Source organism: Enterobacter cloacae complex sp. S1 (assembly GCF_014930525.1).
Classification (GTDB): Bacteria; Pseudomonadota; Gammaproteobacteria; order Enterobacterales; family Enterobacteriaceae; genus Enterobacter; species Enterobacter hormaechei_C.
Genome location: NZ_JADBRE010000017.1, coordinates 293,184 through 308,354, shown reverse-complemented (window position 1 = coordinate 308,354; position 15,171 = coordinate 293,184). Strand labels below are relative to the sequence as shown.

Here is a 15,171-nt window from a genome sequence, read left to right as displayed (position 1 = left end):
GCCAAGCGGTAAGGCACCGGATTCTGATTCCGGCATTCCGAGGTTCGAATCCTCGTACCCCAGCCACTTTAAAGTCGTTAAGCAGTTTGTTTAACGCAATTGGGGTGTCGCCAAGCGGTAAGGCTCTGGTTTCTGATACCAGCATTCCGGGGTTCGAATCCCTGCACCCCAGCCACTTAAAACAAACAAGCCCGCTCTGCGGGCTTTTTTGTTTTTGTTGTTCAGAATAGTGCGGCCTGATGCCCTCTCCCACGGGGAGAGGGAATAAAGATCAGAGTCCGAGGGCATATTTCAGGGCCTGACGCTTCAGACCACCGGCGCGTTCCGCTGCCATCAATCCAATATTGCGCACTATACGCACCGGACCAACATCGTTGCTGAACCCAGCATAGAACAGATCCATCCCCGACTGCATAATGAAGTTATCCGCCATACGGCGCGTCTGGTAGCGCTTCAGTACCTGATGGCTGGCCCAGGCTTCCGCGTGGGCGCGAGCGTTACCCAGCACATCCAGTAACGCATCGACGTCACGGTATCCCAGATTCACCCCCTGCCCCGCCAGCGGATGAATGGTGTGCGCCGCGTCCCCCACCAGCACCAGTCCTTCACGGGCATACTGCAACGCATGGCGTCGCATCAGCGGGAATGCGCCGGCGGCAACCGGGGTCACGTTGCCCAGACGGCTCGGGAAGTGCTGGCGGATTTCGCGCTGCAACTGATCCATGGACAGCCCCTGCAACTGTCGAATGCGCGCCGGTTTGTCGTACCACACCAGCGAAGCCCAGTTATCAAACAGCGGTAAGAATGCATGCGGGCCGTTCGGCGTAAAATGCTGCCAGGTGCTTTCGCCCGGCGCGTTTTCTGACTGCACGGTGATCAGCATGCAGGACTGCTGGTACTGCCAGGCATGGATCCCAATGCCTGCCATCTGCCTGACCTGCGAGTTCGCGCCATCCGCCCCCACCACCAGTTTCACGGCCAGCTCATCGTCGTTGTCCAGCGTCAGGAGATACCCGCCCTCATGACGATGCAGGCCTTTCAGCGAGTCCGGAACGCGCAGCGTCACCTTCGGGTGCGCCTCCAGCGCCTGCCAGAGTGCCTGCTGGAGCACGTTGTTTTCCACCATATAGCCCAGGCGCGGCAGTTTCAGCTCGGCGGCATCAAACGACACGTGAGCATTTTCCCACTCCCAGGTTTCAAGACGGCTGTATGGGTGCGCGCGCATCGCCAGCACCGCCTCCCAGACGCCCAGCCCGCGAAGCAGATCAACAGAGGCCGCGCTGATGGCGGAAATACGCACGTCCGGTTGGCTGGCAGGATCGAATGCCGGCGGAGCCGCCTGTTCAATAACGGTTACGTCAAATCCCTGCTGCGCCAGCCCCAGCGCCAGTGCGCCGCCGACCATACCGCCGCCAACAACGGCAACTTCGGTGTTCAGGAGTGTCATGGTCACTATTCCTTATTGGAGAATACCTTAAGTTTACCGGATTTTTGCGGCCCTGAGGTTGACAACCTTCATACTGGTCACAACCGCACCAAAGCATTACAATACGCGGCTTGCAATCCTGAGCTGAGCAAGTCGATGACTAAAAAACTCCATATAAAAACCTGGGGCTGTCAGATGAACGAATACGATTCATCGAAGATGGCCGATCTGCTGGATACCACCCACGGATACCAGCTGACTGAAAATGCGAAAGAAGCCGATGTGCTGCTGCTGAACACCTGTTCAATTCGTGAAAAAGCACAGGAAAAAGTTTTTCATGTGTTAGGCCGCTGGAAGCTTCTCAAACGGAAAAATCCGGACCTGATTATTGGCGTGGGTGGCTGCGTCGCATCGCAGGAAGGTAAGCTGATCCGCCAGAGAGCCCCCTATGTGGATATCGTTTTTGGCCCTCAGACCCTGCACCGCCTGCCAGAGATGATTAATCAGGTTCGCGGCAGCCGTAGCCCGGTGGTTGACGTGAGCTTCCCGGAGATCGAGAAATTTGACCGTCTGCCTGAGCCGCGCGCTGATGGCCCGACCGCCTTCGTCTCCATCATGGAAGGCTGCAACAAATACTGTACTTACTGCGTGGTGCCTTACACCCGCGGTGAAGAAGTGAGCCGCCCGGCAGACGATATTCTGTTTGAAATCGCGCAGCTTGCCGCGCAGGGCGTTCGTGAAGTGAACCTGCTGGGTCAGAACGTAAACGCCTGGCGCGGGGAAAACTACGACGGCACCACCGGCAGCTTTGCTGAACTGCTGCGTCTGGTGGCGGCGATTGACGGCATCGACCGCATTCGCTTTACCACCAGCCATCCGATGGAATTTACCGACGACATTATTGACGTCTATCGCGATACGCCAGAGCTGGTGAGCTTCCTGCACCTGCCGATCCAGTGCGGTTCTGACCGCGTGCTGAACCTGATGGGTCGTCCACATACGGTGCTCGAGTATAAGTCCACCATCCGCAAGCTGCGTGAAGCGCGCCCGGATATCCAGATTAGCTCCGACTTTATCGTCGGCTTCCCTGGCGAAACCGCTGATGACTTCGAGCGCACCATGAAGCTTATCGGCGAGGTGAATTTCGACGTCAGCTACAGCTTTATCTTCTCTGCGCGCCCGGGCACCCCTGCGGCCGATATGGTTGACGATGTGCCGGAAGAAGAGAAAAAGCAGCGTCTGTATATTCTACAGGAGCGTATCAACCAGCAGGCCAACGCCTGGAGTCGTCGTATGCTCGGCACTGTCCAGCGTATTCTGGTGGAAGGCACCTCCCGTAAGAGCGTCATGGAACTGTCTGGTCGAACCGAAAATAACCGCGTGGTGAATTTTGAAGGCACCCCGGACATGATCGGTAAGTTTGTGGACGTCGAGATTGTCGAAGTACTCACGAACTCGCTGCGCGGGAAGGTGGTACGCACTGAGGACGAAATGGGTCTGCGAATTGCACAGACTCCGGAATCCGTTATCTCTCGCACCCGCAAAGTCAACGATTCTGGCGTGGGTATTTACCAGCCTTGATCCTTCTGGCCTGCCTGTCCGGCAGGCCTTGTATTTCCTCTCATCGCCCCCAATATCTACCGCAACGCTTGCGCCTTTATTCTGTGGCGTGAATAATTTCGGTAATGACCGTTTTATTACGCCGTGTGGCCACAGGTCAGTTAACCAATTAAAGAGGAACAGTTTGAACATAGATACGCGTGAAATTAGCCTTGAGCCCGCAGACAACGCTCGCCTGCTGAGCCTGTGCGGGCCGTTTGATGACAACATCAAACAACTGGAGCGACGTCTGGGTATCGAAATCAATCGTCGCGATAACCATTTCAAACTCACCGGACGCCCAATCTGCGTCAACGCCGCGGCGGATATTCTCCGCAGCCTGTATGTTGATACCGCCCCGATGCGCGGTGAGATCCAGGATATTGAACCTGAACAGATCCACCTGGCCATTAAAGAGGCACGCGTGCTTGAGCAGAGCGCGGAGAGCGTGCCGGACTATGGCAAAGCCATCAACATCAAAACTAAACGCGGCGTGATTAAGCCTCGTACCCCGAACCAGGCGCAGTACATCGCCAACATTCTCGACCACGACATCACCTTCGGCGTGGGTCCGGCGGGTACGGGTAAAACCTATCTGGCCGTTGCCGCTGCGGTCGATGCGCTCGAGCGTCAGGAGATCCGCCGTATCCTGCTGACCCGGCCTGCTGTTGAAGCCGGTGAAAAACTGGGCTTCCTGCCGGGCGATTTGAGTCAGAAAGTAGATCCCTACCTGCGCCCGCTGTATGACGCGCTGTTCGAAATGCTCGGCTTCGAGAAAGTTGAAAAGCTCATCGAGCGTAACGTGATTGAAGTTGCTCCGCTGGCCTACATGCGTGGCCGTACGCTTAACGACGCGTTCATCATTCTGGATGAGAGCCAGAACACCACCATCGAACAGATGAAGATGTTCCTGACGCGTATTGGCTTTAACTCGAAAGCGGTTATCACCGGTGACGTCACCCAGATTGACCTGCCGCGTAACACCAAATCGGGTCTGCGTCACGCCATCGAAGTCCTGGCCGAGGTAGAGGAAATCAGCTTTAACTTCTTCCACAGTGAAGACGTGGTACGCCATCCGGTCGTTGCGCGTATCGTTAACGCTTATGAGGCCTGGGAAGAGGCAGATCAGAAGCGCAGGGCCGAACTGGCCGCAGAACGTAAGCGCGAAGCGCAGGAGCATGAACAGAAATGAGTCAGGTGATCCTCGATTTACAGCTGGCCTGTGATGATAATACCGGCATGCCAGAAGAGGCACAGTTTCAGAAATGGCTGGATGCCGTTATCCCCCAGTTTCAGGAAGAATCAGAGATCACGATTCGCCTGGTGGATGAAGCAGAAAGCCATGAGCTCAACCTGACCTACCGCGGGAAAGATAAGCCGACCAACGTGCTCTCTTTCCCGTTCGAAGCCCCTCCGGGCATTGAGATGCCGCTGCTGGGCGATCTGATCATCTGCCGTCAGGTGGTTGAGCAGGAAGCCAAAGAGCAGCAAAAGCCGCTGGAAGCGCACTGGGCACACATGGTGGTGCACGGTAGCCTGCATCTTCTGGGTTACGACCATATTGAAGATGACGAAGCGGAAGAGATGGAATCCCTCGAGACAGAGATAATGCTTGCTCTGGGCTATGAGGATCCGTACATTGCCGAGAAAGAATAGTCAGTCACTGACTACCATGCCGCCGCGCAGGGACATAGCGCGGCGGTTAATATTGAACTAACAAGAGAACCCTTAACAAACGCCATGAGCGACGACAATTCACACAGTAGCGACACGACAACCACTAAAAAGGGATTTTTCTCCCTCATTCTGAACCAGCTTTTCCACGGCGAACCGAAAAACCGTGATGAACTGCTGGAGCTGATTCGTGATTCCGGGCAGAACGACCTTATCGACGAAGATACGCGCGAAATGCTCGAAGGGGTGATGGACATCGCCGACCAGCGCGTCCGCGACATCATGATCCCCCGCTCGCAGATGATTACCCTGAAACGCAACCAGACGCTGGACGAGTGCCTCGATGTGATTATCGAATCGGCTCACTCACGTTTCCCGGTCATCAGCGAAGATAAAGATCACATTGAAGGGATTTTGATGGCGAAAGATCTGCTGCCGTTTATGCGCAGCGATGCCGAAGCCTTCAGTATGGAAAAGGTGTTACGCCCGGCCGTGGTTGTGCCGGAAAGTAAACGTGTGGATCGGATGCTGAAGGAGTTTCGCTCCCAGCGCTATCACATGGCGATTGTTATTGATGAATTTGGTGGCGTTTCCGGTCTGGTCACAATCGAAGACATCCTTGAGCTGATCGTGGGCGAAATCGAAGATGAGTATGACGAAGAAGAGGATATCGACTTCCGTCAGCTGAGCCGCCACACCTGGACCGTGCGCGCGCTGGCCTCCATTGAAGACTTCAACGATACCTTTGGCACCAGCTTCAGCGATGAAGAAGTGGACACCATTGGTGGTCTGGTGATGCAGGCCTTCGGCCATCTTCCGGCCCGCGGAGAAACCGTTGACATCGATGGTTACCAGTTCAAGGTCGCAATGGCTGACAGCCGACGTATTATTCAGGTTCACGTCAGAATGCCGGACGACTCACCGGTGCCAAAACTGGAAGATTAATGTAAATGGCATTTGCCCCACTCTTTGAACGCCAGCGCGTCCGTTTGCTGCTGGCGCTGTTACTCGGAGCCAGCGGTACGCTGGCTTTTTCTCCTTACGATATCTGGCCGGCCGCTATTCTCTCCCTGATGGGGCTACAGGGTCTTACCCTGAACCGTCGTCCGGTACAGGCCGCGGCCATTGGCTACGTCTGGGGGCTGGGGCTGTTCGGCTCTGGTATCAACTGGGTCTACGTCAGTATCGCGCAATTTGGCGGAATGCCGGGGCCGGTTAACGTCTTCCTGGTTGTGCTGCTCGCCGCCTATCTCTCGCTCTACACCGGCCTGTTCGCGGGCATCCTGTCTCGCCTGTGGCCAAAAACGACCTGGCTGCGCGTGGCGATAGCGGCGCCCGTTGTCTGGCAAATCACCGAATTTCTGCGCGGCTGGGTACTGACCGGCTTCCCGTGGTTGCAGTTCGGCTATAGCCAGGTAGACGGCCCGCTGAAAGGCCTGGCCCCGGTCATGGGCGTGGAGGCGATCAACTTCCTGCTCATGGCGGTCAGCGGCCTGCTGGTGCTGGCTCTGGTGACACGTAACTGGAAGCCGCTGGTTGCCGCGTTAATCCTGTTTGCCCTGCCCTTCCCGCTGCGTTATATCCAGTGGTTTACGCTGGAGCCCGCGCGCGCCACGCAGGTTTCTCTGGTCCAGGGCGATATCCCACAGTCCCTGAAATGGGATGAGAATCAGCTGCTGAACACGCTGAAAATCTACGCCAACGCCACTGAAAAGGTGATGGGCAAATCGCAGCTCATCATCTGGCCTGAGTCTGCGATCCCGGACCTGGAGATCAATCAGCAGCCCTTCCTGAAGATGATGGATGATCTGCTGCGCGCGCGCGGCAGTACGCTGATCACCGGAATTGTGGATGCGCGTCTCAATCAGCAGAACCGCTATGACACGTACAACACGATCATTACGCTCGGTAAGGACAGCGAATACAGCTATACCTCCACCAATCGCTACAACAAAAACCACCTTGTACCGTTTGGCGAATTTGTTCCGCTGGAGTCTATTCTGCGCCCACTGGCACCGTTCTTTGATTTGCCGATGTCCTCATTCAGCCGGGGCCCTTACGTTCAGCCGCAGCTGCATGCGCACGGTTTTGCCCTGACGGCCGCCATTTGCTACGAGATTATCCTCGGCGAGCAGGTGCGCGATAATTTCCGCCCGGACACCGACTATCTGCTGACCATCTCAAACGATGCGTGGTTCGGTAAATCGATTGGCCCGTGGCAGCACTTCCAGATGGCGCGAATGCGCTCTCTGGAGCTGGCGCGTCCGTTGCTGCGCAGCACCAATAACGGCATTACCGCCGTGATTGGTCCGCAGGGTGAAATCCAGGCCATGATCCCGCAATTTACCCGTGAGGTGCTGACTACTAACGTCACGCCAACTACCGGGCTTACGCCTTACGCGCGCACCGGGAACTGGCCGCTGTGGATTTTGACCTTGCTGTTCGGCTTTGGCGCAGTACTGATGAGCCTGCGTCAGCGTCGTAAATAACCTTACCTTCTGTTGCCGGGTAGCGGCTACGCCTTACCCGGCCTACTCTCCAGCGCCGCCACCACCCGACAATTTTCTCCCAAACTTCAATTCTGGCACGCCTGTTGCTTTGTTTATTCACATCAACGCTGTCTGGCTTAACGTGCAACTTTGTCGCACCAGCGTAGATCATCGGTAGCACCGAAACGGTGCAACGAGGGATTATTGCCTCTGAATGGTGCGGCGCGCTTCGCAAAAATAAACAATAACGCAGCAAAATCTTTACATTAAGCCAGACTAAATGTTAACAAGCTTGCATAACACTGCACTCGCATTGCGCGAGATATAACAACATCACAATGGGTATCTATGCGTCACTGGCGCTGATAAGAAAGGAGTTGGGTATGCAATTACGTAAACTGGCCACAGCAATGCTGGTTATGGGAATGTCTGCGGGGGTTGTCCACGCTGAAGACGCTCCGGCAGCAGGAAGCACTCTCGACAAGATTGCCAAAAACGGCGTGATCGTGGTCGGCCACCGTGAATCTTCTGTCCCGTTCTCTTACTACGACAACACGCAAAAAGTCGTGGGCTATTCACAGGATTACTCCAACGCCATCGTTGAAGCCGTGAAGAAAAAGCTGAACAAACCTGACCTGCAAGTGAAGCTGATCCCCATCACTTCACAAAACCGTATTCCTCTGCTGCAAAACGGCACATTTGATTTTGAATGTGGCTCAACCACCAACAACCTTGAGCGTCAGAAACAGGCCGCTTTCTCGGACACCATCTTCGTTGTGGGCACCCGCCTGCTGACGAAGAAAGGCGGCGACATCAAAGATTTTGCTGACCTGAAAGGCAAAGCGGTTGTCGTGACCTCCGGTACCACGTCCGAAGTGCTGCTGCACAAGCTGAACGACGAGAAGAAAATGGACATGCGCATCATCAGCGCGAAAGACCATGGCGACTCCTTCCGTACCCTGGAAAGCGGCCGTGCTGTCGCGTTTATGATGGATGACGCCCTGCTGGCGGGCGAACGCGCGAAAGCGAAGAAACCAGACAACTGGGAAATCGTCGGTACCGCCCAGTCGAAAGAAGCCTACGGCTGTATGCTGCGTAAAGGTGACGAGGACTTCAAGAAACTGATCGATGACACCATCGCTCAGGCGCAAACCTCCGGCGAAGCGGCAAAATGGTTCGACAAATGGTTCAAGAACCCAATTCCACCAAAAAACCTGAACATGAACTTTGAACTGTCTGACGACATGAAAGCGCTGTTCAAATCACCAAACGACAAAGCTCTTAACTAATTAGAACGACAGGGGCGGGATCTCCTGCCCTCTCGATTGTCGGGAAGCATGGACAGACTATACGTTGAGTGGTCGTTCCCCACTCAGCGCAAAAATTGAGCTTCTCACCAATCTTCGAGGGTAGCGCTGCTACCCTTTTTTTTCTGGAGTTTACTATGTCAATTGACTGGAACTGGGGCATCTTTCTGCAACAAGCCCCGTTCGGCAACACCACCTATCTCGGCTGGCTGTGGAGCGGCTTTCAGGTTACCGTTGCGTTATCGATAACGGCGTGGATTATCGCGTTTCTTGTCGGTTCGCTGTTCGGTATTCTGCGTACCGTCCCTAACCGTTTTCTCTCTTCGATTGGCACGCTCTATGTGGAACTGTTCCGTAACGTTCCGCTGATCGTGCAGTTCTTTACGTGGTATCTGGTGATCCCGGAACTGCTGCCGGAAGATCTTGGCATGTGGTTTAAGGCCGAGCTGGATCCTAACGTACAATTTTTTGTCTCCTCTATGCTGTGTCTGGGGCTGTTCACCGCTGCGCGCGTCTGCGAGCAGGTACGTGCCGCCATACAGTCACTGCCGCGCGGGCAAAAGAATGCGGCACTGGCAATGGGCCTGACTCTGCCCCAGACCTACCGTTACGTACTGCTGCCTAACGCTTACCGCGTCATCGTTCCGCCGATGACGTCCGAGATGATGAACCTGGTAAAAAACTCGGCTATCGCCTCAACCATCGGTCTGGTGGATATGGCGGCACAGGCGGGCAAACTGCTGGATTACTCCGCTCACGCCTGGGAATCCTTCACGGCGATTACGCTCGCCTATGTTCTGATTAACGCTTTCATCATGCTGGTGATGAACCTGGTTGAACGCAAAGTACGCCTGCCGGGCAATCTGGGGGGCAAATAAATGTACGATTTTGACTGGAGTTCCATTGTTCCCTCCATGCCCTATCTGCTGGATGGACTGGCAATCACCTTAAAGATCACCGTTATCGCCATTATCGTCGGTATCGTCTGGGGCACCCTGCTGGCAGTGATGCGCCTGTCGAGCTTTAAGCCGCTCGCCTGGTTTGCCACGGCTTACGTTAACGTATTCCGCTCCATTCCACTGGTCATGGTGCTGCTGTGGTTTTATCTGATTGTTCCCGGCTTTTTACAGAACGTACTGGGACTGTCGCCAAAGACCGATATCCGCCTGATCTCTGCCATGGTGGCGTTTTCCATGTTTGAAGCCGCCTACTACTCAGAGATCATCCGCGCAGGTATTCAGAGTATCTCTCGCGGGCAGTCCAGCGCTGCGCTGGCGCTCGGTATGACGCACTGGCAGTCCATGAAGCTCATTATTTTGCCGCAGGCGTTTCGCGCCATGGTTCCGCTGCTGCTGACGCAGGGCATCGTCCTGTTCCAGGATACCTCCCTGGTCTACGTGCTGAGTCTGGCAGACTTCTTCCGTACCGCCTCCACCATTGGCGAACGTGACGGAACGCAGGTTGAGATGATCCTCTTCGCGGGCGGGGTCTATTTTGTGATTAGTTTAAGCGCATCGCTGTTGGTCAGTTGGCTGAAGAAAAGGACGGTATAATGATTTCCCTGAAAAATGTTTCTAAATGGTATGGGCACTTTCAGGTGCTGACCGACTGCTCAACAGAAGTAAAAAAAGGCGATGTGGTAGTGGTATGCGGCCCGTCCGGTTCCGGTAAGTCCACGCTTATCAAAACCGTTAATGGGCTGGAACCTGTCCAGCAGGGCGAGATTGTCGTTAACGGCACCAAAGTAAATGACAGGAAAACCAACCTTGCCCAGCTTCGCTCCCACGTAGGGATGGTGTTCCAGCATTTTGAGCTGTTCCCTCACCTGTCCATCATTGAGAACCTGACGCTGGCGCAGGTCAAGGTGCTGAAACGCGACAAAAAAGCGGCGCGCGAAAAGGGGCTGAAGCTGCTGGAACGCGTCGGGCTGTCTGCGCATGCGAATAAGTTCCCGGCCCAGCTTTCGGGCGGCCAACAGCAGCGTGTGGCAATCGCGCGTGCGCTGTGCATGGATCCGGTGGCAATGCTGTTTGATGAGCCGACGTCCGCGCTCGACCCTGAGATGATCAACGAAGTGCTGGACGTCATGGTGGAGCTGGCGCACGAAGGGATGACCATGATGGTGGTGACGCACGAAATGGGCTTCGCCCGTAAAGTGGCCAACCGCGTGATCTTCATGGATGAAGGGAAAATTGTTGAAGACTCACCAAAAGAAGAGTTCTTCGCAAATCCTAAATCTGAACGTGCAAAAGACTTCCTCGCCAAAATCCTGCATTAATCTTTTTAGTGCGCAATCTGCGGATTGCGCACTGCTTCACGCTTTAGATCTCTTTTTCTATTCGGCGTCACATCGCAGCGTTAACCTTGTCACAAATAATGCTGAGAATGGAGAACGCTATGGCACAGCCAATTATTCTCGACTGCGATCCGGGTCATGATGACGCGATCGCACTCGTCCTTGCTCTTGCTTCCCCTGAACTGGACGTAAAAGCTGTCACCTCCTCCGCCGGGAACCAGACGCCGGATAAAACCTTACGAAACGTGTTGCGGATGTTGACGCTGCTGAAACGCACCGATATTCCGGTCGCAGGTGGCGCCGTTAAGCCACTGATGCGCGAGCTGATCATTGCGGATAATGTTCACGGTGAGAGTGGGCTGGATGGCCCGGCGCTACCGGAGCCGAATTTCGCACCGCAAAACTGCACTGCCGTCGAGCTCATGGCGAAGGTGCTGCGTGAGAGCGCAGAGCCCGTGACGCTGGTGGCGACCGGCCCGCAGACCAACGTAGCGCTGCTGCTGAACAGCCATCCTGAACTGCACAGCAACATCGCCCGTATCGTCATCATGGGCGGGGCAATGGGGCTGGGGAACTGGACGCCAGCAGCAGAGTTCAACATCTTCGTTGACCCGGAAGCCGCGGAAATCGTCTTCCAGTCGGGCCTGCCGATTGTGATGGCGGGGCTGGACGTGACGCATCGGGCACAGATTATGACAGACGATATTGAACGCTTCCGCGCCGTGGGCAACCCGGTTGCAACGACCGTGGCCGAGCTGCTCGACTTCTTTATGGAGTATCACAAAGCCGAGAAGTGGGGCTTCCACGGCGCCCCGCTGCATGACCCATGCACCATCGCCTGGCTGCTGAAGCCGGAAATGTTTACCACGGTCGAGCGTTGGGTTGGTGTGGAAACACAGGGGAAATATACCCAGGGAATGACGGTGGTGGACTATTACTCATTGACGGGAAACAAGCCGAATACGACGGTAATGGTGGATATCGATCGGGAAGCGTTTGTGGATTTACTGGCGGAGCGGCTGGCTTATTATTCTGCGGCCTGATGCCCTCACCCCGACCCTCTCCGACAGGGAGAGGGTGCAAACAGTTTTGCTTTTACCTACGGCTCAAACGGCCGACGCTGGAACTGGTCGTGCCCGCACTTCGGACACAGCGACAGCACCTCCGGCGTATAAACGGCGATATGGTGGTGGCACTTCTCACACACCAGGTTCCCCAACCCCACTACTTCGCCGCTGTGATAGACACCGTGGTGGTTTAAATCCTGAAACACCTCACGCCATTCCAGCTGAGTTTTATCGGTAATATCCGCCAGCTCCTGCCACAGGCTCTCTTTGATGACCCGCATAAAAACGCTGTCGGCGATCTCGTCCTGGCTCTCTTCATAGCTTCGCGCGAACTCCTCCAGGTCACGGCGCACGGCGCGCGTCACCTCTTCCACTTCGGTTCGCGTTAACTCACCCGTTTGCGTCACGCGTGCGCGTGCCTGTTCGACCAGCGCGTCGATATCACGCTCGCCGTTACGCAGCCGTTCCGTCAGAGTCGCTACCAGTTCACGGTAAAATTGAGCAACCTTGTTCATCATTTTGCCTCCCGGGTAAGTAACTGTCTCTAATAATAGACCTTATTTCGCCGCCGCTTTGTCAGGTGAAGCACAGACCCGGTAAATTCCTGCAAAGTGCATTTGCGTGAAAGGCTGTTTTGACGCGGGCGTTTGGGCTATGCTATGCGGATCTGAATTACCACATCCATTGGCTACATTTGTAGCTGTATTGAACACAGGACCACTGGCTGCCATGCAAGAGCAATACCGCCCGGAAGAGATAGAATCAAAAGTCCAGCAACACTGGGACGAGAAGCGCACCTTTGAAGTAACCGAAGACGAGAGCAAAGAGAAGTATTACTGCCTGTCGATGCTTCCCTATCCTTCTGGTCGACTACACATGGGCCACGTGCGTAACTACACCATCGGTGACGTGATTGCGCGCTACCAGCGTATGCTGGGCAAAAACGTTCTTCAGCCTATCGGCTGGGATGCGTTCGGCCTGCCTGCTGAAGGCGCGGCGGTGAAAAACAACACGGCACCGGCTCCGTGGACGTACGACAACATTGCGTACATGAAAAACCAGCTGAAAATGCTGGGCTTTGGCTATGACTGGAGCCGCGAGCTGGCAACCTGTACCCCGGAATACTACCGCTGGGAGCAGAAATTCTTCACCGAGCTGTATAAAAAAGGCCTGGTGTACAAGAAGACCTCTGCCGTTAACTGGTGTCCGAATGACCAGACCGTTCTCGCGAACGAGCAGGTTATCGACGGCTGCTGCTGGCGCTGCGACACCAAAGTAGAGCGTAAAGAGATCCCACAGTGGTTTATCAAAATCACCGCCTACGCTGACGAACTGCTGAACGATCTGGATAATCTGGACCACTGGCCAGATACCGTTAAGACCATGCAGCGCAACTGGATCGGCCGTTCCGAAGGTGTGGAAATTACCTTCAACGTTGAGAACTACGACCAGACCCTGACCGTCTATACCACCCGTCCGGACACCTTCATGGGCGCGACCTACCTGGCCGTGGCCGCAGGTCACCCGCTGGCGCAGAAAGCGGCAGAAAACAATCCGGAACTGGCGACCTTCATCAACGAATGCCGCAATACTAAAGTGGCCGAAGCCGACATGGCGACGATGGAAAAAAAAGGCGTTGATACCGGCTTTAAAGCCATTCACCCGCTGACGGGCGAAGCGATCCCTGTCTGGGCAGCCAACTTCGTACTGATGGAATACGGCACAGGCGCAGTGATGGCCGTGCCGGGTCACGACCAGCGCGACTACGAATTTGCCACCAAATACGGCCTGACCATCAAGCCTGTTATTCTTGCCGCTGACGGCTCTGAGCCCGATCTCTCTGAGCAAGCGCTGACTGAAAAAGGCACCCTGTTTAACTCCGGTGAGTTCAGCGGCCTGAGCTTCGAAGAAGGCTTCAACGCCATCGCCGACAAGCTGGCCTCCCTGGGCGTGGGCGAGCGTAAAGTGAACTACCGTCTGCGCGACTGGGGCGTTTCCCGTCAGCGTTACTGGGGTGCGCCAATCCCAATGGTGACTCTGGAAGATGGCACCGTGATGCCAACGCCGGAAGATCAGCTGCCGGTGATCCTGCCGGAAGACGTGGTCATGGACGGCATCACCAGCCCGATCAAAGCCGATCCTGAGTGGGCGAAAACCACCGTCAACGGTCAGCCAGCGCTGCGTGAAACCGACACCTTCGACACCTTTATGGAATCCTCCTGGTACTATGCGCGCTACACCTGCCCGCAGTACAAAGAAGGCATGCTGGATTCCGATGCAGCAAACTACTGGCTGCCGGTAGACATCTACATCGGTGGCATTGAACACGCCATCATGCACCTGCTCTACTTCCGCTTCTTCCACAAACTGATGCGTGACGCAGGCCTCGTCAACTCCGACGAGCCGGCAAAACAGCTGCTGTGTCAGGGTATGGTGCTGGCAGATGCGTTCTACTACGTTGGCGCGAACGGCGAGCGTAACTGGGTTTCTCCGGTTGATGCGATTGTGGAGCGCGACGAGAAAGGCCGTATCGTGAAGGCGAAAGACGCCGAAGGTCATGAACTGGTGTATACCGGCATGAGCAAGATGTCCAAGTCGAAAAATAACGGTATCGACCCGCAGGTAATGGTTGAGCGTTACGGCGCTGACACCGTGCGTCTGTTCATGATGTTCGCCTCCCCGGCAGATATGACGCTGGAATGGCAGGAATCCGGCGTTGAAGGGGCAAACCGCTTCCTGAAACGCGTCTGGAAACTGGTGTACGAGCACACCTCTCAGGGTGATGCGCCAGCGCTGAACGTGGCTGCACTGAGCGAAGATCAGCAGGCGCTGCGTCGTGATGTTCATAAAACCATTGCGAAAGTCACCGATGATATTGGTCGTCGTCAGACCTTCAATACCGCAATTGCGGCTATTATGGAACTGATGAACAAGCTGGCGAAAGCCCCGCAGGACGGCGAGCAGGATCGCGCCTTAATGCGTGAAGCGCTGCTGGCGGTCGTTCGCATGCTTAACCCGTTCACGCCGCACGTTAGCTTCACCCTGTGGCAGGAGCTGAAAGGCGAAGGCGATATCGACAACGCGCCGTGGCCAGTGGCGGATGAATCCGCTATGGTGGAAAACACCACGCTGGTGGTGGTGCAGGTTAACGGTAAAGTGCGCGGTAAAATTACCGTCGCGGTCGACGCAACCGAAGAACAGGTTCGCGAGCGCGCAAGCCAGGAGCATCTGGTCGCGAAATACCTTGAGGGCGTTACCGTACGTAAAGTGATCTACGTACCTGGTAAACTGCTGAATCTGGTCGTTGGCTAAG

General features: G+C 55.4%; 13 protein-coding genes and 1 tRNA gene. 12 read left to right on the top strand and 2 right to left on the bottom strand.

Annotated features, from left to right (window positions below; all coding sequences use genetic code 11):
* Window positions 1–100 precede the first annotated feature (100 nt).
* Window positions 101–175: transfer RNA gene (locus IM290_RS13180), tRNA-Gln, on the top strand.
* Between the two features lie 96 nt (window positions 176–271).
* Here IM290_RS13180 and ubiF read toward each other — a convergent pair.
* Entirely contained in the window at window positions 272–1,447 is a 1,176-nt protein-coding gene (gene ubiF / locus IM290_RS13175; RefSeq protein ID WP_003858670.1) for a 3-demethoxyubiquinol 3-hydroxylase, read from the bottom strand.
* 135 nt (window positions 1,448–1,582) lie between these two features.
* Between ubiF and miaB the strand changes: the two genes are divergently transcribed.
* From miaB to rihA, 10 genes are all read left to right on the top strand, one after another.
* On the top strand, window positions 1,583–3,007 hold the full coding sequence (miaB, locus tag IM290_RS13170) for a tRNA (N6-isopentenyl adenosine(37)-C2)-methylthiotransferase MiaB (protein WP_015571130.1): 1,425 nt from the start codon (window positions 1,583–1,585) through the stop codon (window positions 3,005–3,007).
* 163 nt (window positions 3,008–3,170) lie between these two features.
* On the top strand, window positions 3,171–4,217 hold the full coding sequence (locus IM290_RS13165; protein ID WP_003858674.1) for a PhoH family protein: 1,047 nt from the start codon (window positions 3,171–3,173) through the stop codon (window positions 4,215–4,217).
* The gene (ybeY, locus tag IM290_RS13160) at window positions 4,214–4,681 is read left to right on the top strand and encodes an rRNA maturation RNase YbeY (RefSeq protein WP_193041715.1); all 468 of its coding nucleotides are present in this window, start codon (window positions 4,214–4,216) and stop codon (window positions 4,679–4,681) included. Before IM290_RS13165 ends, ybeY begins: the two co-directional genes overlap by 4 nt.
* Window positions 4,682–4,765: 84 nt before the next feature.
* Window positions 4,766–5,644: a CNNM family magnesium/cobalt transport protein CorC gene (gene corC / locus IM290_RS13155; protein WP_003858679.1), complete on the top strand. Its 879-nt coding sequence runs from the start codon at window positions 4,766–4,768 to the stop codon at window positions 5,642–5,644.
* Window positions 5,645–5,649: 5 nt separating this feature from the next.
* Window positions 5,650–7,188: an apolipoprotein N-acyltransferase gene (lnt, locus tag IM290_RS13150; RefSeq protein ID WP_193041716.1), complete on the top strand. Its 1,539-nt coding sequence runs from the start codon at window positions 5,650–5,652 to the stop codon at window positions 7,186–7,188.
* A 383-nt stretch (window positions 7,189–7,571) separates the two neighbouring features.
* Window positions 7,572–8,477: an amino acid ABC transporter substrate-binding protein gene (locus IM290_RS13145; protein WP_003858681.1), complete on the top strand. Its 906-nt coding sequence runs from the start codon at window positions 7,572–7,574 to the stop codon at window positions 8,475–8,477.
* Window positions 8,478–8,632: 155 nt separating this feature from the next.
* On the top strand, window positions 8,633–9,373 hold the full coding sequence (gene gltJ, locus IM290_RS13140; RefSeq protein ID WP_063855159.1) for a glutamate/aspartate ABC transporter permease GltJ: 741 nt from the start codon (window positions 8,633–8,635) through the stop codon (window positions 9,371–9,373).
* Entirely contained in the window at window positions 9,374–10,048 is a 675-nt protein-coding gene (gene gltK / locus IM290_RS13135) for a glutamate/aspartate ABC transporter permease GltK (RefSeq protein ID WP_003858686.1), read from the top strand.
* On the top strand, window positions 10,048–10,773 hold the full coding sequence (locus tag IM290_RS13130) for an amino acid ABC transporter ATP-binding protein (RefSeq protein WP_017382465.1): 726 nt from the start codon (window positions 10,048–10,050) through the stop codon (window positions 10,771–10,773). Before gltK ends, IM290_RS13130 begins: the two co-directional genes overlap by 1 nt.
* A 119-nt stretch (window positions 10,774–10,892) precedes the next feature.
* Window positions 10,893–11,834, top strand: a complete 942-nt coding sequence (rihA, locus tag IM290_RS13125) for a pyrimidine-specific ribonucleoside hydrolase RihA (RefSeq protein WP_045142398.1) — start codon at window positions 10,893–10,895, stop codon at window positions 11,832–11,834.
* A 56-nt stretch (window positions 11,835–11,890) separates the two neighbouring features.
* On the opposite strand, the gene IM290_RS13120 is transcribed toward rihA, so the two are convergent.
* Window positions 11,891–12,373, bottom strand: a complete 483-nt coding sequence (locus tag IM290_RS13120) for a zinc ribbon-containing protein (protein WP_003858689.1) — start codon at window positions 12,371–12,373, stop codon at window positions 11,891–11,893.
* A 214-nt stretch (window positions 12,374–12,587) separates the two neighbouring features.
* On the opposite strand from IM290_RS13120, the gene leuS reads away from it, so the two are divergent.
* The gene (leuS, locus tag IM290_RS13115) at window positions 12,588–15,170 is read left to right on the top strand and encodes a leucine--tRNA ligase (protein WP_193041717.1); all 2,583 of its coding nucleotides are present in this window, start codon (window positions 12,588–12,590) and stop codon (window positions 15,168–15,170) included.
* Window position 15,171 lies beyond the last annotated feature (1 nt).